Here is a 20175-nt window from a genome sequence, read left to right as displayed (position 1 = left end):
CTCATTCCTCCATTCTGCTAGTGATTGGTGATTGTGCCTGATGCTTCCGTGTATGATGATGCATATACTCCCCAAGGGCTGCCATTTGCTCATGAATATGCTGAAATACAGGTAATATGTGTTGATATATTTCACGACTGGACGGTTCAGGCTGGCTTGTATGCTCGACGATATGTACATCCGCAATCCCGCTGTAATCGTTCCACCAGCCTACTGCACGCGCTGCAATCGCAGCCGCTCCCAGGGAAGCCGCATCCTGATCAATATTCGTTTTGACAATGTTCATATCGAACACATCGGCAAACATCTGTCGCCATAACGCACTACGACTTCCTCCACCGCAAAATAACAATTCACCCGTAATCGGTGTGCGCTGACGTAGTAGATCGAGCGACAGCTTGAGATTCATAGCGATTCCTTCCATTGCTGCACGAATCAGGTCATTACGTGTGGTCGCTAGCTGTAAGCCGATATAACTTCCCTGAATATGGACACTTGCATCCTGCGAAGTTCCACCTGCCAGACTCGGATCAAAAAGTACACCGTTCGAGCCAGGCGGCGCTGCTGCTGCCAGCTCATTCATCCTATCGTAAGCGTCCGGCTGCTCCGCCAGCTCCGAGCATAACTGATCTCGTACCCAGCGCAGAGAACTTCCCCCGGCGAAAATAGAATAGGCACTCGTATACATCCCTTCGGCAATATGGGCAAATACATATGGCCTTGTCGCTATATCCAGTACAGGCTCTGATGAGTTCACAGGTATCCAGCTGGATGAGCCAAGAGACACATAGCTACGTCCCTCCTCACTGCCAACAGCCCCCAGCGCCATACACGCATTATCTACACCACCACATGCGACCGGCGTTCCTTCTGCTAAGCCGGTATAGGCCGCTGCCTCCGCTGTGACATGTCCGATTAACTCATGTGACGGAACGATCGGCGGAAATACATGAGGTGCAATGCCTGCTACATCCAGCCACTCCTCTACTAGTACACCCTGCTTGAGATCATACGCGCCTAGCCCGGATGCATACGATGGATCGGTATAGATCGCTCCAGTTAATCTGTAGTTGATATAGTCCTTTGAGCCGAGCATCACATCGGTTCGTGCGAAAATGTCGGGCTGATACTTTTGCATCCACATCAGCTTGAATAACGGATAGCAGGCTGCCGGGAAGCCATTACCTGTGCGCAGGTACCATTGCTGCTCGTCTACCTTTTGGAAAAATAATGCTGCCTCAGCTTCAGCACGCTTGTCTGACCAGATCGGCACCTGCTCCAGCAATGCACCCTCGGTACGGCTAATGGGCACGCTAACCAGACTATGCCCGGATAAACTAATGCAAGCAATCTGTGTAGCATCCACACCAGCAGTCGATAGCAATGAATGAGTCGATTGTGCGATCCCCTGCCACCAATCCGCAGGACGCTGCTGATGATAATTCGGCTGAGGATAATAGGTCGCATATTCGGTAAACGAACGTGCAACGGTCTGCATATGACGATCGTATAGCGAAGCCTTCACTCCACCAGTGCCTAGATCGTAAGAGATTAGATACGACATCGCGCTCCCTCTTTCTATGATTGGCTATCTATCATTAGCTATATATAGAAAAATTGTAGTTAGCTTTAAGCATGAGCTACTTTTGCATAGAGTCTTTGCATTGAATATATTAAAGATAACTATCTTTTGTCAAGCGCTTTCATTCTTGAGCGTTTTGATAGAATATCGATTCAAGTAGAAAAATTATTATTACACAGTGCTAATTATAGTATTAATCAACGTTTTAAAGTATTAATGAGGTTTTTCAGTTCGCTTGTTATAAAGATAGAGCTTGTATTTCAGGATTTCATCCGCTATATTGATCACATAAAAGATAATTATCTTTATTAAAAGGAGATACAATATGGAACATACAGAGTTAGAGCTTGCCAACATTGGGCGCTGGGTCGATGTCAGTGCTGTACGGACGGATGTGACACATGACGAGGTCGATCTATTAATTGGAATTGTAAAGGCCTATCATTGTATTTGTGCTAGTCCAATGCCATATATGACGGACTATGTGATTCGCGAGCTGAAGCATACACCAGATACTGTGGTGACCGGTGTGGTCGGTTTTCCTTCCGGTGCAGATACGGTATTGATGAAGGTTCATACAGCGCGTGAAATGCTTGAGCTTGGTTGCCGTGAACTAGATATGGTCATTAATGTGGGAGCGCTCAAATCTGGAGATACGAAGCGTGTAGTACACGATATACAGGCGGTAGTTGATGCCGCTGAGGGTATTCCGGTGAAAGCAATTCTGGAAATTGCTTATTTAACCGATGATGAGATTCGCAGAGGAAGCGAACTGGTCGTCTCCGCAGGCGCGGCATTTGTGAAGACGGGAACAGGCTGGGGACCGAAGCCAACGACTGTCGAGACGATCAAGCTTATTCGCTCTACTGTTGGCGATGCTGCGCAGATCAAAGCCGCAGGTGGTATTCGTGATCTGGAGACTCTGCTGGCGATGCGTTCCGCGGGTTGTGATCGTTTTGGCATCGGCGTGCGTTCCGCATTGACGATTCTGGAGGATGCGTATACGCGCGCCGGGTTAACGATCCCCGAAGTGGACGGAGTAAGCTCACATGGAGCAGTATATGATCGGTATTGATATTGAATATGAATGCAGTGTTGGTACTAATGCAGTGCTGATACTACTGCAATGTTGATGCTAACACATTGTTGGTACTAATACGATATTCATACTGATGTAGTATGAATATTGAATCGATAGGAATAGACGATCTGATGCGTAGCAAAAGAGTAATTTCAGCCGTATTACCGAGCATAGCCTCTCTGAATACTGATTCAGTCGATAACGTTATGGTTTATTCGATAGCATAGGTGCCGTGACGTTGCGGGCTCTTACCGTGATGGTAGCGGCATATCCAATGATCACCTATCGACTATCCTATAGCGCATTCAGAAAGGATGAATCCAGATGAATACACCTAACAATGATCACACTCCGGATAACAAGCACAAGCATGATGATGAAGCCTTTGAACAGGGGACAGGTGCTGGTGTCGATCCGATTCCAGAGCCAGATCCCCATGCCAAGCATCGCGCTGCCGATCTGCTAGAGGAAGCAGTGGATGAATCCGTAGAGAAGCTTGAGGATGATTTTACGAGTGATAAGGATAAACACAAAAAGTAACAGCAATATACAGCAATAGGATATGATCTCGTATGAACATACCGTTTCAAGTATATTCCTTCAAGCATACCGCTCCAAAACAAAAAGACGATTCATCCGCACCTTTCGCGAATGAATCGTCTTTTACGTATGGGCCCAGAGGGACTCGAACCCCCGACCAACCGGTTATGAGCCGGTAGCTCTAACCAACTGAGCTATAGGCCCGCATGACCAAAAGAACGTTTTCTTTTAGTGTATCAAGTAAACAGCGACTCAATTAATATACCGCAATTTCTGAGTATTTGTCAATCATTTTTGCAGTGGATTGCTTGTATACTGGCGTTAGCGTCTCTACAACTGACCATTCGTTTACTTTAAATGATCTCGCTCAGGAATGCAGGTTTTTGCTCTAATAACATTTAATGATGGATGTAAGGAGCAATTGATATACCATACAACTAAAAATAACGACTACAGATCGTAGACTATGGGTTGTAGGTTGTAGGCTATAGATTTTAGATTTTAGATTTTAGATTTTAGATTTTAGATCGTAAATGTAAATAAAACGCTGTATGCTCCAATTGGATGACATACAGCGTTTATTATTTTACTATTCTTATCCTCTATCAATACAGTTCAGCATACCAGATCGTCCTATACACCCGGACTACATATCGACCTGCGTAAACAATTGACTATGCTGAAGCTATATGACGACATCAACGTCGTTAATATTACGTACAACTATGCATTAGCCTCTATCATCCAATACTTATTTTCCAAATGCTTCTGGATTTGCGCGCCAGGAATGCAGTAGCTCCAGATCCTCTTCTTTGACTGTACCCAGCTCAACCGCTTTTTCGATCAATGCTGTATAGTTAGACAGGGTTTGCAGTGGCAGATTAGCATCTTCGAAGGCTTGCACAGCTTTATCAAGCTGATAACTGAAAATGGCCAGTACAACGAGTGGCTCTGCGCCTGCTTCGCGGATCGCTTCTGCTGCCTTAATCGAGCTTCCGCCTGTTGAGATCAGGTCTTCAATGACTACAATGCGTTGACCTGGCTTGATTAGTCCTTCGATCTGATTTTGCTTGCCATGTCCTTTGGCTTTGTCGCGTACGTATGCCATTGGCAAATCTAGTTTCTCTGCTACCCATGCCGCATGTGGAATCCCTGCGGTTGCTGTCCCTGCAATCACGTCTGCATCTGGATATTGATTACGAATGATCGTAGCGAATCCGTCTGCAATCTGATCGCGGATAAATGGATACGACATCGTCAGACGGTTATCGCAATAGATCGGCGACTTGATACCAGACGTCCATGTGAATGGCTCCTGTGGACGAAGCGCGACGGCTTCAATTTTAAGCAAGGCTGCTGCGATATGTGCTGGAATCTCTTCAATGGTTAACATGTTCGTTCATCTCCTCTATAATCTGCTCGGCTGCCGCTCTCGGATCAGCAGCGGCTGTAATTGGGCGTCCGACAACGAGATAATCGTTACCGGCTGCAATGGCGCGTCCCGGTGTCATAATACGTGTCTGATCGGCAACATCGGTACCGGCTGGACGCACGCCTGGTGTTACGGTGACGAAGGAACGTCCACACGATGCCTTGATCGCTGGGCCTTCCAGCGGCGATGATACTACTCCATCCAGTCCGCATTCATGCGCCAGACTAGCATAGCGTACAACCGTCTCCTCTACACTGCCTGGAATGCCGATATCCTCGTTCATCGTCTGCTGAGAGGTGCTTGTTAATTGTGTGACCGCGATGAGCACCGGACGCTGGAGTGTGGCATCCTCGCTAAGCGCCTGCTCCATACCTGCTACGGCTGCCTTCATCATCTCACGACCACCCGCAGCATGTACATTGAACATATCCACACCAAGTCGGGTGATGCTATGCGCACCGCCTTTGACAGTGTTCGGAATATCATGCATTTTCAGATCCAAAAAGACGGAGTAGCCTTTTTCCTTTAGCTCACGCACAAATTGTGGCCCTGCCGCATAAAATAGCTGCATGCCCACCTTGATGTAGCATGGAATCCCCTGAAGCGTATCGATTAGCTTGCGTGCCTGCGCTACATCTGGATAGTCCAGCGCCACGATCAGTCGCTGTGCAGCCGCGGTATGTACATATTCGGTCATCGCCTGCCATCTCCTTGTCTATTTCTGATTTTGGTCAAATCGGACTATCTTTGTCCCGTCATAACAGCTTCTGTCACCACAGCACTTTGCATCTGTCAAAACTAAAACCAGATCATAAATGCGCACACAAATGACGGCGGACACGTGTATGGTCCGCCGCATAGGTGGTTCTATCTACATTTAGCTCAGAATCGTTTCTTGATCCTGCAATTGACCTACAGCTGCTTGTACGACTTTGCTTTCTGGATCAGCTTGCTTTTCTTTACTCAACACGGGCATAGAGTAGGATGAGAAGTTGATCGTATCGAGCATGGTCAGCAGCGCTTCTACTGTATCGAGCGATGTCATACATACGACGCCGTTCTCTACCGCTTCACGACGGATACGGAAGCCGTCACGCTCCGGTGTTTTGCCCTTCGTCAATGTGTTAACAACGAAGTTCGCCTGTCCACTGCGAATCAGATCAAGAATATTCGGTGTACCTTCGGATAGCTTGTTCACAACCGTCACTGGAATGTTCGCTGCTTTCAGTGCTTCGGCTGTTCCGCCAGTAGCGATGATTTTGTAACCGAGACGGTAGAAGCCTTTGAGCAGGCGTACCGCGTCTTCTTTGTCTTTATCTGCTACGGTTGCGATCAGTGCACCTGTGGATGGAATTTTCATACCTGCACCGATCAGACCTTTGTATAATGCTTTTGCGTATAGCAGGTCACGACCCATAACTTCACCGGTCGATTTCATTTCCGGGCCGAGTGTTGGCTCTACGCGGCGCAGCTTAGCGAAGGAAAATACCGGAACTTTAACCGATACATAATCGCTTTCTGGCCACAGACCCTCGGTGTAGCCTAGATCAGCCAGCTTGCGTCCGAGAATCGCCTGTGTCGCGATATTCGCCATCGGGATATTCGTTACTTTGCTCAGGAACGGTACGGTACGGGAGGAACGTGGGTTCACCTCGATCACATACACTTCATTTTGGAAAATAACGAACTGGATGTTGACCAGACCGATTGTTTTCAGTTCCTTGGCAATTTTGATCGTGATGTTAACGATCTTCTCCTTGAGCTCTGCGGACAGATGCTGTGGCGGATAGACTGCGATCGAGTCACCGGAGTGAACGCCTGCGCGCTCGATATGCTCCATAATCCCTGGTACGACAACCGTGTCGCCGTCACAGATCGCATCGACCTCAACCTCTTTACCTAGCATATAGCGGTCAATCAGAACCGGATGCTCTGGATTGATTTTTACCGCTTCTGCCATGTAGCGCAGCAATTCTTCGTCAGAGTATACGATCTCCATCGCGCGTCCACCAAGTACGTAGGATGGACGTACGAGCACCGGATAGCCGAGCTTTTGCGCGGTTTCGACGGCTTCGTCTACCGATTGAACAGTGCTACCCTGTGGCTGAGCAATATTCAGACGGGACAGCAGCGCTTCGAATTTTTTACGATTCTCTGCTTCGTCAATGCTGTCGAGGCTTGTACCGATGATATTCACGCCTGCTTTTTGGAGTGGAGCCGCCAGGTTGATCGCTGTTTGTCCACCAAACTGTACGATAACGCCGATTGGTTGCTCCTGCTCGATCACGTTCATAACATCCTCGAAGAACAATGGTTCAAAGTACAGACGATCCGATGTGTTAAAGTCCGTCGATACCGTTTCTGGATTGTTATTGATAATAACTGCTTCGTAGCCTGCTTCTTGAATTGCCCATACCGCGTGTACAGTAGAGTAGTCAAACTCGATCCCCTGACCGATACGGATTGGACCGGAGCCAAGCACGACGATTTTTTGTTTTGCACTTTGCGTGACTTCATTTTCAGTCTCATAAGTGGAGTAGTAATAAGGCGTTGTCGCCTCAAACTCAGCTGCACAGGTATCGACCATTTTGTATACCGGTACAAGTCCAAGCTCTTTACGGTACGTACGGATGGACTGCTCATTGCTGAATGTGCCGTTTGGATCATTCGGCTGACGCAGCTCAGCGATAGCACGATCTGTGAAGCCCAGACGCTTCGCTGTGTACAGCGTTTCGTCAGACAGCTTCTCTTCAAAGGCGATAACCGATTCGTAAGCGACAATACGCTCGATTTTATCCAGGAACCACCAGTCGATATTGCTCAGCTCATGGATGTGCTCCAGGGTGTAGCCGCGACGGAATGCTTCTGCTACCAGGAACAGACGCTCATCGTCCGCTTTGATCAGACGCTCGGTCAGCTTCTCATCCGTCAGCTCCACCGCTTCTTTCAAGTACAGGCGATGTACACCGATCTCCAGCGAGCGCACTGCCTTATGAATCGCTTCTTCAAATGTACGTCCGATTGCCATAACCTCACCGGTTGCTTTCATCTGCGTACCGAGTTTACGGTTTGCGCTGGTGAATTTGTCAAACGGCCAGCGTGGAATTTTGGCTACAATGTAATCGAGTGTTGGCTCGAAGCAAGCGTAGGTCTGTCCGGTAACCGGGTTCACGATCTCGTCCAGTGTGTAGCCCATTGCAATCTTCGCTGCCATCTTCGCAATCGGATAACCGGTTGCTTTGGATGCAAGTGCCGAGGAGCGACTGACACGTGGGTTGACCTCGATCACATAGTATTGGTAGCTCTGTGGGTCCAGAGCGAATTGTACGTTACAGCCACCTTCGATATTCAGAGCGCGAATGATTTTGAGTGATGCGGAGCGCAGCATTTGATACTCACGATCGGACAGTGTCTGGCTCGGAGCCACGACGATACTGTCGCCTGTGTGTACGCCAACCGGATCGAAGTTTTCCATATTACATACGACGATACAGTTGTCATTCGCATCACGCATAACCTCGTACTCAACTTCCTTCATACCCGCGATGCTTTTCTCCACCAGACATTGTCCGATTGGACTGTAGCGGATACCTGCTGCTACCGTCTCGCGCAGTTCTTCTTCATTTGCACAAATACCGCCGCCTGTACCACCAAGTGTGTACGCTGGACGCACGATAATCGGATAGCCAATCTCATTAGCAAATTCCAGTGATTCTTCAAGCGTAGTAACGATAACGCTCTCTGGTACCGGTTGCTCCAGCTCTCTCATCAGCTCACGGAACAGGTCACGGTCTTCCGCTTTCTCGATCGAGTTCAGCTGTGTACCGAGCAGTTTTACATTTTCGGATTCCAGTACGCCAGCACGTGCCAGCTCAACCGCCATGTTCAGACCCGTTTGTCCGCCCAGTGTTGGCAGCAGTCCGTCCGGACGCTCCTGACGGATGATCTGGGTGACGAACTCCAGTGTAATGGGCTCAATATACACCTTATCTGCCATATTCGTATCCGTCATAATCGTTGCCGGGTTGCTGTTGATCAGCACTACCTCAACGCCTTCTTCTTTCAGCGCCTGACACGCCTGGGTGCCAGCGTAGTCGAACTCAGCAGCCTGACCGATAACGATCGGACCTGAGCCGATAACGAGGATTTTTTTGAGGTCTTTATTGATAGGCATAATTAACGTGCTCCTTTCACAGCGGCGAACATTTCAGCCTGACGTGTTGTTTGAGGCTGGCTTTGCTTATGCTCACGAATCATCGTGAGGAATTGATCGAACAGGTAGCTGTTATCAAATGGGCCTGGTGCTGCTTCCGGGTGATACTGTACCGAGAACGCCGGATATTTGCTGTGCTTCAGGCCTTCGATCGTTTTATCGTTGTTATTAATATGAGTAACTTCCAGTTCTGTACCCTGGATCGATTCTTCTTTTACCGTATAGCCATGGTTCTGAGAAGTGATGTAGCAGCGGCCTGTGCTCAGGTCTTTAACCGGATGGTTCCCACCGCGATGACCGAACTTGAGCTTCTCTGTATCTGCGCCACATGCCAGTGCGAACAGCTGGTGTCCGAGGCAGATGCCGAAGATTGGATATTCACCCAGCAGCTCGCCGATTACGTTAGCTGCATGCATCACATCTTTCGGGTCCCCAGGGCCGTTAGACAGCTGAATGCCATCTGGATGCAGACGACGAATCTGTTCAGCCGTTGTATCCTGTGGAACAACCACTACGTCACAGCCGCGCTGCGTTAGCTCGCGTACGATACCGCTCTTCGCGCCGTAGTCGATCAGCACGATGCGTTCCTTCGCACCCGGGCTGCTGTACACATGCTTGGTAGAGGTGTGGCTCACTTGATTCATTACAGGTGTGGATGCTTGCAGACGCTCCATCAATTCCTCAGGAGCAAGTGCTGCTGTAGTCAAAATCCCGCGCATCGTACCCTGGTGGCGGATGCGGCGTGTCAGCATCCGTGTATCAATATCACTAATACCGATGATGCCGTATTCGCGCAGCAGCTCATCGATAGAGTATTGAGCGCGCCAGTTACTTGGAACCGGCTCATGCCGTCGGACGACGAATCCATTGATATACGGACGAACCGATTCAAAGTCATCACGGTTGATCCCGTAGTTGCCGATCAGCGGGTAGGTCATCGTTACGATCTGTCCGCAGTACGATGGATCAGACAGTACCTCCTGGTAACCGGTAATCCCCGTGTTGAATACAACCTCTCCCGTTGTTTCACCCTCCGCGCCGAAGCTGCGGCCTGTGAATAATGTTCCGTCTTCCAATAACAATTTTGCCTGCATTCCGTTTCACTCCTCTGTCTTTCCTGAAAGTTATAATGATGGACGATGATGCTTCTACGTCCTTCGTAATTAAGGTCTGAATAATTATATCACAAGTTGGTATATTTATGCACTAGTGGTTGTAGATTTTTCTGACCACACGATTTGACCGTCTACAATTGTTAGTACGGGCCAGCCCTGTAGCTTCCATCCTGTAAATGGTGTATTCTTCCCCTTGGATAAAAATGTATCCGGATCGACTATGCGTTCTTCATTCAAATCGATCAAGGTGAGGTCGGCGATAGCACCCTGCTCCAGTCTGCCTGTATCCAGACGGAACACTCTTGCCGGGTCAGCTGTCATGCGCTGTACAAGCAATTCGAGCGACCAGCGTCCTGTTTTCACAAACTTCGTATATAACAGTGGGAATGCTGTCTCAAAGCCGGTAATACCAAACGGTGCCAGCTCCATACCTTTTGCCTTTTCCTCTGCACTATGTGGCGCATGATCCGTTACGACCATATCCAGCGTGCCATCCTCCAGTGCAGCGATACATGCCTCTACATCGCGTGGCGAGCGCAGTGGCGGGTTCATTTTCCAGTTCGCATCCATACCCGGGATATCCTCATCCGACAGGATCAAATGGTGCGGACATACCTCAGCGGTAACGTTGATTCCAATCGATTTTGCCATACGGATGAGGCGAATCGATTGCTCTGTGCTGACATGGCATACATGGTAGTGCACGCCTGTTGCTTCCGCCAGTAAAATATCCCGTCCAACGTGGATCGCTTCCGACTCGTTCGGAATGCCTTTTAGCCCATGCTTGCGTGCGAATTCACCATCCGTTACCGCAGCGCCCACAACGAGTGAATCATCCTCACAGTGTGCGATGACTGGCATATCCAGCGAAGCAGCAAGCTTCATCGCATCCTTCATCATCTGTGCATTTTGCACGCCTACTCCATCGTCGGTAAATCCGATTGCGCCAGCTGCTTTCAGTTCTGCAAAGTCCGTCAGCTCGCGGCCTAGCTCATTGTAGGTGATCGCTGCATAAGGCAGTACCTTTACACCATTCGCTTCCTCTGCTTTGTCCAGAATCAGCTTCACAACCTCTGCCTTGTCGGTTACTGGCTTCGTGTTCGGCATGCAAGCGATCGTTGTGTAGCCGCCCTTCGCTGCTGCCGCTGTACCGGTTGCAATTGTTTCCTTATGCTCAAAGCCCGGCTCACGCAAATGCACGTGCATATCGATCAAGCCCGGAGCAAGTAGCTTCCCTTCACCATCAATCTCGGTCACCTCGTGACCCTTTCCATACTGACGCAAAATCTCATCTGCTGTCGTCTCTGCTGCATAAATCTCCTTAATGATGCCATCCTCAACCCATACATGGCTCATTTGAAGCTCGCCTTGTCCGTTCAGTACGTTCGCGTTCTTTATGAAAAGTGTCATTATTAACCTCCGAAAGTGTTAACCGCTATACTCGCAGTTATGAATTTTCGGTATCCGCAGCGTTGCATGATGACTGCATACGATACGGATACCTGAATGGTTATTCATTGTTTCGTATCTATATGCTTAATTACGCAGTGCGCGTTCGATGACCGCCATGCGGATCGGTACGCCATTTTGCATTTGTGTAAAAATTTTCGATTTCGAGCTTTCGACCAGTGCATCGTCAATTTCGACGTTACGGTTCACGGGAGCCGGATGCATAATGATTGCATGTTCCTTCATCCGAGCAGCCCGTTCTTCGGTCAATCCGTAGTGCAATCGGTAGTCTTCAGCAGACTTGATCATTCCACTCGCATGACGCTCCAGCTGTACGCGCAGCATCATAACCACATCGGATTGCAGCGCTTCTTCCATCGAGACATAGCGCATCTGCGGAATGTCGCCTGCGCGCATATTGTCCGGTGCGCAGAAGCTTACATTTGCGCCCATTGCTTGCAGTGCCCAGAAGTTCGAGCGAGCGACGCGGCTGTGCATGATATCGCCGACAATCGTTACATTCAGTCCACGTACCTCCCCAAAGTGGCGGCGCATCGTGTACAGATCGAGCAGTGCCTGTGTCGGGTGCTCGTTGTTACCGTCTCCGGCGTTGATGAGCGGAACATTCACTTTCTCTGCCAGCTCTTGCAGTACACCTGCAGGCTTGAGGCGAATGATTCCCGCATCGATGCCCATGCTTTCCAGTGTACGTACCGTATCGTAGATCGACTCGCCCTTCTCTACACTTGATGCCGCAGCGGTGAAGTTCAGTACCTCTGCACCGAGACGCTTTTCAGCCATTTCGAAGGAGAAGCGAGTGCGCGTGCTATTTTCAAAAAACATATTCGCTACGAATTTGCCTTGCAGTACTGACACCTGCTTCTCTGTGTGCGCATCCCAGTAAGCCGCGCGATCCAGAATCGAAGTCAGCTCAGTTGCATCCATTCCCTTCAGTCCAAGCAAGCTGCGTTGTTTCAGATTAGTTGTTGTCATAATCATACCGTGGCCTCCCGACGTTGCAGGATATTAACCTGATCATTCCCATCTACTTCACTCAGTCGAACCTCGATCTCTTCCAGCTTGGAAGTTGGTACGTTCTTACCGATATAATCTGGTCGAATCGGCAGCTCGCGATGTCCGCGATCCGCTAGCACTGCCAGCTGAATCTGATTCGGACGTCCGCAGTCCATCAGCGCATCCATTGCAGCGCGGATCGTGCGTCCCGTGTAAAGTACATCATCGCACAGGATAATCTTCTTATCGCGGATACTCAGATTTTCCGGTGTGAGTCGAACCTGCTCGCCCAGTGCTGCCTTCGGCTCGTCGCTACGGTCATCACGGTAGCCTGTAATGTCTAGCTCGCCGTAAGGAACCGGTGTACCTTCGATCTCCTGAATGCGTGCTGCAATTCGTCGTGCCAGATATACACCGCGTGTGCGAATACCGACGATGATGCAATCCTCGATCCCTTTATTCTTTTCCAAAATCTCGTGTGCAATACGGGTCAGTGCCCGGCGAATTGCCGTCTCATCCATGATAATGTTCACATGCATATCCATCGTCATGATTTATAGCCTCCTCAGGTTTATGTTGCTTACACCTAAGGCCCCGTGGTTAACAGGCATACCGTCGTATGGTTATGCTGCATGCTCCTGTACTGTGATTGCGGTACCGTTCGAAAACAGGGCATAAAAAAACTCCCTGCCCCGAACGGCAAGGAGTGTGCAGTCATCTACCAGCGGTTATGACTGTCATACTTCGACGCACTGCACCATCACCACTCCAGCGGAGGGTGTACTTGCAGTGAACATCATTCACGTTACCTTGCCAGTCTCACGGGACTGAATTAAAGGTGCTTATTCATCTGAACTGAATTATGACAGAAGCGGGCAGGGTTGTCAACCTTGTAAATGTAGAGGACGATATAGGGTTCTTGTATGAAGATGGATAAGCTAACTTGAATGATGAGGTATCGCATCAATCACTTCGGGAAGGAATAAGGGACGGACTCCCGTCTCGCACAGGAATCTACGAAGTGGAAGCAAATGTAGATTCCTGTGCTCAAAAGTCGTCCTTTCCCTTATCTCCTTCCCTTCGTTATGTGCGCCTTCGATACATAGGAATTTGCTTCCATACTCTAGCTAGTCAGATTAGTTACCTAGGCGTCATACATAACTATAAAAATGAACTGAAGGTATATAGAGTAACATCAAGAAAGATATGAACATAAAGCAAGCACCGCATCCGTATAGAAAATATTGTATGACTTCATATACATCATACACAGCAAAAAAAGACCGACTTCTCTCATTTGAGATCGTCGGTCCTTCCATTATGACTACATTAAATTGATCAAATATCAGCGATTACGCAGGGCGAACAATTCCTGCTCCATATCATCAGGTAGCGGAGCATGGAATTCCAAATACTCACCTGTTGTCGGATGCACAAATCCGAGCACCGCTGCATGCAATGCCTGGCCTTTGACAAATGAAGCCTTCGCACGCACACGTCCATACATCGGATCACCAACAAGCGGATGATCGATAAACTTCATATGCACACGAATCTGGTGGGTACGTCCAGTTTCCAGACGTAGCTCGACTACAGTAAAATCGCCAAAGCGTTCGTTTACAGCAAAATGAGTAACTGCATGCTTGCCGTTTTTCTCTGTTACGGTAAACATTTTACGGTTTTGCGATGCACGTCCGATCGGCGCATCAATGGTACCGTGATCGTGCTCAACATTACCGTGCACCAGCGCGATATATTTACGTGTAACCGAGTGATCCTTCAGCTGGGCAGACAGCGATGCATGAGCTTTATCGTTTTTGGCTGCCATCAGTAGACCGCTCGTATCCTTATCGATACGGTGAACGATACCTGGACGCAGCTCGCCATTAATGCCTGACAGATCGGTGCAATGGTACATCAGTGCGTTGACCATTGTACCGGAATAATGACCAGCCGCTGGATGCACGACCATCCCACTTGGCTTGTTGATCACGATCAAGTCGGAATCCTCATAAACGATATCCAGTGGAATATTTTCCGGTTGCAGCTCTGTAGCGGCAGGTCCTGGAACACGTACGAGCACTTGCTCACCCTCAGCAAGCTTGCGATTCGCCTTTACTGGTTGTCCATTTACCAGCACATGCTGATCCGCAATCCAGCCTTGAATCTGCGAACGGGAAATGCCTTCTGGCATACGATCCGTAATGTATTTATCAATACGTGCCTTTGCATCCTCTGCATCCACTGTCCATTCCAGTGTCTCTAGCTCCGCATCATCTTCATCGGACAGCTCATCTACCAGTGCCGAATCCAGCAGCTGGTTTTCCTGTTCCTCTACGTGTGATGTACGTTCTTGTTCTTTTTCATGATTACTCAATTGTTCTTCTCCTCTTTCCTGCGGGCATACTACTTCTTCTCGCGACGCATATCGATGATCGCGTCCAGAATGATTAATGCCACCCCGACCACGATGCATGAATCTGCAACGTTGAAGATCGGGAAGGTGTAGCTGCCAAAATTAAACTGAAAGAAATCAACGACCTCTCCCATACGTGCACGATCTATAAAGTTACCGATCGCTCCACCCAGCACAAGCGATAATGCAACAGGCAGCAGCTTATCCGGCCGAGATTTTACCTTTTGAATGTACCATACGAGCGCAACAACGACTGCAATCGTAATAACAATGAAAAACCAGCGCTGATTTTGCAAAATACCAAAAGCTGCTCCCTGATTCCGATGCGATGTAATCATAAAAAAGTCGCCAATCACCGGAATTTGCTCTCTCAGCTCCATCCGTGTTGCCACGAAATATTTACTGATCTGGTCGATAATAATAGCCACGAGCGCAATTACATAATAGATCACGTTCATCCTCCACCCTGTTTGTTCAATCCCTGTGCTGGCGGCAGCGGAGCGCACTACATTCTGTCCGATTGCATCGTAAACACAGCTTTTCTTATTGTAGCATAGGGGGCAGAGTGCGTCTATTGAACGAAGCATGTTAAGGATGAACTCATCGTCTCTAGTGAAATTTCACAGGCAGAGATACATCCTTTAAGTATGAATAGTATCGTATTTGCTATAAGATATCCTCTAACTATCCATTATGCTCACCATGTATTATACAAAAAAACCTGCCGTCATCCAGCATCCATACGACTTGATGGATAAAAGGACAACGACAGGCTCAGCAGCAGCCGGCTAATTTAGTTCTAAATCATCCAATAGACTACATTATCCAATGGATTACATTAGAAATAACTGGCCACTGCATACTTTAGCTTGCTTTACTTCACTCTAAATCATTTCATTTTGAATCTCTGCACTCTATCACTTTCCATATCACTTACTACAATTCAATCAAGAAACGTGAATACCCGCTTTTTGACCGACCAGCTCCACCTGCTCCATACCTTCTACTTCGCCGAAGGTCACATCGGTCACGAGTACATTTTCACGCAGAACGCTATCAAATGCCTCGATCGCTGCGCGCAGCTCATCGCTCACATTCAGCGTCAGATGAACGTATTTCTCGATTGGCAGATCCAGCTTTTTACGATAATCCTGTACCATACGGACAACCTCACGCACCCAGCCCTCTTGCTCCAGCTCTGGTGTGATATCGGTATTCAGCGCTACAGTCAGACCGTAACCGGATGCGGATGCAAAGCCCGATTTCGCCTTTTTCTCGACCAGTAGCTCTTCGCTTGTGACATGCAGCTCTTCACCTTCTGGCGAAGTTACGTTCAGCACGCCTGCTTGTACAACATGACGTGTCTCTTCCGCTGTCATCTCTTTGAAGAAGTTTTGCAGGAAGCCGACATTTTTGCCGTACTTTTTACCCGCTACTTTCAGGTTCAGCTTGAAGCTAAAATCAACAAAGCCCGCATCATCATGCTCCGTACGGATGCCCTTCACATTGATCTCGTCCTTGATGATCTCTTCATAGCTTGCCAGATCAAAGTCTTTGTCAAGCGATACAATCAGCTCGGACAGCGGCTGACGGTTTTTGATTCCCGTTTCATTACGTACGTTACGCGCCAGCTCAACGATACGACGAGCTGTCTCCATGTCGCGCTCCAGCTCCGCATCGATCAATGCTTCATTGGCAACTGGATAATCATCCATATGCACGCTCTCACCATTGCTCAGGTTCAGATAGATATCCTCCGCCAGCATTGGTGTAAATGGTGCCAGCAGCTTCGCTGTAGTAAGCAGCACCTCGGTCAGCGTACGATACGCATCCAGCTTGTCTTCCGTCAAGCCTGCACCCCAGAAGCGGTCACGGGAACGACGGATATACCAGTTACTCAGCTCATCGACAAATGCTTCGATTGCTTTGGATGAGTTCAGATAATCATTTACCGCCAGCGCCTTTTCGACCACAATGATCAAGCTGTTCAGACGAGAAACGATCCAGCGATCCAGCTTATGCTCAGACGGCTGGAATGGATGCTCCGCCGGGTCAAAGCCATCGATCGTCGCATACAGCGTCAGGAACGCGTGTGTGTTCACGAGTGTATCCACAAGCTTGGACTTCGCTTCACCAACGATCCCTTTGGAGAAACGCTTGCTGTTCCACGGCGCACTATCAGACAGGAGCGCCCAGCGGAATGCATCGGTGCCATATTCTTCGATGACTTCCCACGGATCGATAACATTTCCTTTGGACTTGGACATTTTTTGACCGTTTTCGTCGAGTACGTGTCCGGTTGCCATAACTGCTTTATACGGCGCCTGTCCTGTCAGCAATGTAGATACCGCAAGCAAACTGTAGAACCAGCCACGCGTCTGGTCAATCCCCTCACAGATCATATCAGCAGGGTATTGCTGCTTGAACACATCTTCATTTTCAAATGGATAGTGTTGCTGGGCGAAAGGCATCGAGCCACTATCGAACCAGACGTCGATCACCTCTGGTGTACGTTTCATTTCGTACTGTCCGCAGGAGCTACGTACTTTCACATCATCTACATAAGGCTTGTGCAGCTCCAGATCCTCTGGTACGTCACCGATTGCACGCTCACGCAGCTCGGCAATGCTATGCGGTGCGAATTGCTCGCCTGTCTCTTCACATACCCATACGTTAAGCGGTGTACCCCAGTAACGATCACGGCTGATATTCCAGTCGACCAGATCCTCAAGGAACTTACCGAAGCGTCCTTCACGAACATGACCTGGATACCAGGTAACATCGTTGTTGTTGGCGATCAGCTGATCCTTAATGGCTGTAGTCTGGATAAACCAGCTGTCCATTGCATAGTAAAGCAGCGGTGTATCACAGCGCCAGCAGAATGGATAGCTGTGCTCATAACGCTCTTTGCTGAACAGTGTGCCATGCTCCGATAGGTACTTGATAATGTCTACATCGCAGTCCTTGACAAAACGTCCAGCAAAATCCGTCACCTGCGGTACGAATTTACCTTCCAGATCAACCAGATTGACGAAGCTGATGCCATTCTCACGGCATACACGATAGTCATCTTCACCGTGTGCAGGTGCCATGTGAACGATACCTGTACCACTTGCATCGGTAACAAAGCTTGCACCCAGCACGACATTAGTTTTCTCTGCCTGGATATAGTTGAATGGAGCATCATAAGTTTGACCTACCAGCTCGGAACCTGGCAGTGTGCTGAGCACTTCATACTCGGCTTTGATTGGCTCCATTACTTTTTCAACGAGGTTTTTCGCAACGATGTACACTTCACCGTTTTGGCGTACACGTGCATATTCCATATCTGGATTCACTGCCAGCGCAACGTGAGATGGCAATGTCCAAGGTGTAGTCGTCCATGCCAGTACGAATTCGCCACTGCTATGCAGCTTGAACTTTGCAGTCGCACTCAGGTCTTTGACGTCTTTATAACCCTGTGCGACTTCGTGCGAGCTTAGTGTCGTCTGGCAGGAAGGACAGTATGGGCTTACGCGGTGACCGCGATACATGAGTCCTTTATCGTGGATCGTTGCGAGGATATTCCATACACTCTCGATATAGCCATTGTTCAGTGTGATGTATGGATGATCCATATCTGTCCAGTAGCCGATTGCTTCTGTCAGATCGCGCCACTGCTGTTCATATTCAAATACGCTCGCTTTACATTCGTTGATGAATTTCTCAACGCCGTAATCCTCGATCTCCCATTTGTGCGAGATACCGAGCTTTTTCTGTACGCCGAGCTCGACAGGCAGACCGTGTGTATCCCAGCCTGCTTTACGTACAACGCGATAGCCCTTCATCGTGTTATAACGACCGATAAAGTCTTTGATTACACGACCCAGTACGTGACCGATATGCGGCTTTCCGTTCGCTGTTGGCGGGCCTTCATAAAAGACAAAGTTCGGTTTACCTTCACGGCTCTCGATGGAGCGCTGGAATGTACGCTCCTCTTTCCATTTGTTCAGCATGCGCAAATCGCGTGCACGTGCTTTCTCTTTCACATCTACTCTTTGCATGTTTCCCCATCCTTTCTCCAATTCGAACCATGATGAATCTGTCCGTGCAGCAGGATCGCTTTCGCCATCCGATTACCCTTATGCGTCAGCTGTCTGATCACTAGCCAAAACGTCAAAAAAACCCCGTCCCTGGAAAGGGACGAGGTTGCTCGCGTTACCACCCTTGTTTCATCACAATAGGTTAAGAATTCCGTTCTGCTACACAGACGTATTCTTCCGATCATAATGACACTTATGCCCGCACGATTCATGCGGCGCCCTGATAACGGCAGGCAATCCGGCTTGGCTTACTGAATAGGTTCAGCCGCGCTTCTCCGGGGAGATTTTCCATAGCTCATCGTTTATTGGCTTGCACCAACCGCCAACTCTCTACAAACGATCATAGCCTGTACTGGCCCCATCACAGAATGTATGCAACTATACTACGGTGCAGAAGCAAGCTCCTGTTACCGAGTCATTTCGAAGTGACGCCTTCCAAGAAAACGTCATGGTCATAAAATATTTATATCGCTTCCTCTGCAAAATGTCAACCATTTGCCATAGGGCTGTATAAATAGCTTCGCTACCATTCATCCCTCAGCTCCAACATAGCATCACCGGATCAGCTACCGTGGAACGAGGTGATCCTGCATAATGTAGCCGCTTAGTAGAGATCGCCACTTACCGAACGATTTTCTTCCGGCTCGCGCTCGTCCTGACGTTCACGATTCCACTGCTCACGGTCGCGCTCATTGCGCTCCTGACGCTCACTGCTTGTACGCTCCAGCTCGCGGGTTTGATTTTCCAAGGCGTCCCAGCCGTCCTGACTGAGCAGCTCCAGCTGTGCCTCCACCAGTGTCCGGAAACGAGTACGATAGATCGAAGCCTGCTTTTTAAGCTCTTCCACTTCCATCGACACCTTGCGCGCCTTCGACAGCGACTCATTAATGATACGATCCGCATTTTTCTCGGATTCCTTAATAATGAGCTGCGCTTCCTTCTTGGCGTTGTTCTTTACCTCATCCGCTGCTTCCTGGGCAACGATGATCGTTTTACTCAGTGTCTCCTCCAGATTCGCAAAATGATCCAGACGCTCCTGCACAGCAAGCAGCTGATTTTGCAAATCCTTGTTTTCGCGAATCAGTCCCTCATAATCCTTGATTACCTGATCGAGAAACTCATTCACTTCATCTTCGTCATAACCACGCAGCCGACGCGAGAATTCCTTATTATGTATATCCAGCGGGGTTAATGGCATGGATAGACACCTCCTATGATATTAGGCCGTTGAATTGCCTTTTGTATTGTTAT

The 20175-nt window shown here is 48.7% G+C and carries 14 protein-coding genes, 1 tRNA gene and 1 other annotated feature; of the genes, 2 read left to right on the top strand and 13 right to left on the bottom strand.

Annotation, left to right across the window (positions count from 1 at the left end; translation table 11 throughout):
• Nucleotide 1: 1 nt before the first annotated feature.
• Nucleotides 2-1564: a xylulokinase gene (locus IEX62_RS15375; protein ID WP_188776414.1), complete on the bottom strand. Its 1563-nt coding sequence runs from the start codon at nucleotides 1562-1564 to the stop codon at nucleotides 2-4.
• 343 nt (nucleotides 1565-1907) lie between these two features.
• On the opposite strand from IEX62_RS15375, the gene deoC reads away from it, so the two are divergent.
• Complete coding sequence (gene deoC / locus IEX62_RS15370) at nucleotides 1908-2657, top strand: deoxyribose-phosphate aldolase (RefSeq protein ID WP_188776413.1); 750 nt, start codon at nucleotides 1908-1910, stop codon at nucleotides 2655-2657.
• Nucleotides 2658-2987: 330 nt separating this feature from the next.
• Complete coding sequence (locus tag IEX62_RS15365; protein WP_188776412.1) at nucleotides 2988-3203, top strand: hypothetical protein; 216 nt, start codon at nucleotides 2988-2990, stop codon at nucleotides 3201-3203.
• A 130-nt stretch (nucleotides 3204-3333) separates the two neighbouring features.
• Here IEX62_RS15365 and IEX62_RS15360 read toward each other — a convergent pair.
• From IEX62_RS15360 to IEX62_RS15305, 12 genes are all read right to left on the bottom strand, one after another.
• Nucleotides 3334-3407: transfer RNA gene (locus tag IEX62_RS15360), tRNA-Ile, on the bottom strand.
• Between the two features lie 547 nt (nucleotides 3408-3954).
• Complete coding sequence (pyrE, locus tag IEX62_RS15355; RefSeq protein WP_188776411.1) at nucleotides 3955-4596, bottom strand: orotate phosphoribosyltransferase; 642 nt, start codon at nucleotides 4594-4596, stop codon at nucleotides 3955-3957.
• On the bottom strand, nucleotides 4583-5332 hold the full coding sequence (gene pyrF / locus IEX62_RS15350; protein WP_188776410.1) for an orotidine-5'-phosphate decarboxylase: 750 nt from the start codon (nucleotides 5330-5332) through the stop codon (nucleotides 4583-4585). The genes pyrE and pyrF overlap by 14 nt, the downstream gene beginning before the upstream one ends.
• A gap of 180 nt (nucleotides 5333-5512) precedes the next feature.
• On the bottom strand, nucleotides 5513-8809 hold the full coding sequence (carB, locus tag IEX62_RS15345; protein WP_188776409.1) for a carbamoyl-phosphate synthase large subunit: 3297 nt from the start codon (nucleotides 8807-8809) through the stop codon (nucleotides 5513-5515).
• A gap of 2 nt (nucleotides 8810-8811) precedes the next feature.
• Nucleotides 8812-9942, bottom strand: a complete 1131-nt coding sequence (carA, locus tag IEX62_RS15340) for a glutamine-hydrolyzing carbamoyl-phosphate synthase small subunit (RefSeq protein WP_188776408.1) — start codon at nucleotides 9940-9942, stop codon at nucleotides 8812-8814.
• A gap of 105 nt (nucleotides 9943-10047) precedes the next feature.
• Nucleotides 10048-11373, bottom strand: a complete 1326-nt coding sequence (pyrC, locus tag IEX62_RS15335) for a dihydroorotase (protein ID WP_188776407.1) — start codon at nucleotides 11371-11373, stop codon at nucleotides 10048-10050.
• Between the two features lie 126 nt (nucleotides 11374-11499).
• Nucleotides 11500-12411 (bottom strand): aspartate carbamoyltransferase catalytic subunit, encoded by a 912-nt coding sequence (locus IEX62_RS15330; RefSeq protein WP_188776406.1) that lies wholly within the window; start codon nucleotides 12409-12411, stop codon nucleotides 11500-11502.
• Nucleotides 12408-12971 carry a bifunctional pyr operon transcriptional regulator/uracil phosphoribosyltransferase PyrR gene (gene pyrR, locus IEX62_RS15325; protein ID WP_373289147.1) on the bottom strand — a complete coding sequence of 188 codons (564 nt, stop codon included), beginning with the start codon at nucleotides 12969-12971 and terminating at the stop codon, nucleotides 12408-12410. Before pyrR ends, IEX62_RS15330 begins: the two co-directional genes overlap by 4 nt.
• Before the next feature lie 800 nt (nucleotides 12972-13771).
• Nucleotides 13772-14743: an RluA family pseudouridine synthase gene (locus IEX62_RS15320; RefSeq protein WP_188776455.1), complete on the bottom strand. Its 972-nt coding sequence runs from the start codon at nucleotides 14741-14743 to the stop codon at nucleotides 13772-13774.
• Between the two features lie 89 nt (nucleotides 14744-14832).
• Nucleotides 14833-15294, bottom strand: coding sequence for a signal peptidase II (lspA, locus tag IEX62_RS15315; RefSeq protein ID WP_188776404.1), 462 nt, complete (start codon nucleotides 15292-15294; stop codon nucleotides 14833-14835).
• Between the two features lie 495 nt (nucleotides 15295-15789).
• Nucleotides 15790-18885 (bottom strand): isoleucine--tRNA ligase, encoded by a 3096-nt coding sequence (gene ileS / locus IEX62_RS15310; protein ID WP_188776403.1) that lies wholly within the window; start codon nucleotides 18883-18885, stop codon nucleotides 15790-15792.
• Between the two features lie 132 nt (nucleotides 18886-19017).
• Nucleotides 19018-19298 (bottom strand) — a binding site (T-box leader).
• A gap of 230 nt (nucleotides 19299-19528) precedes the next feature.
• Nucleotides 19529-20122, bottom strand: a complete 594-nt coding sequence (locus tag IEX62_RS15305; RefSeq protein ID WP_188776402.1) for a DivIVA domain-containing protein — start codon at nucleotides 20120-20122, stop codon at nucleotides 19529-19531.
• Nucleotides 20123-20175: the final 53 nt, after the last annotated feature.

Origin of the sequence: Paenibacillus hunanensis, from assembly GCF_014645615.1 — a bacterium.
Lineage (GTDB): Bacteria > Bacillota > Bacilli > Paenibacillales > Paenibacillaceae > Saccharibacillus > Saccharibacillus hunanensis.
This window is presented reverse-complemented; position numbering and strand designations above follow the sequence as displayed.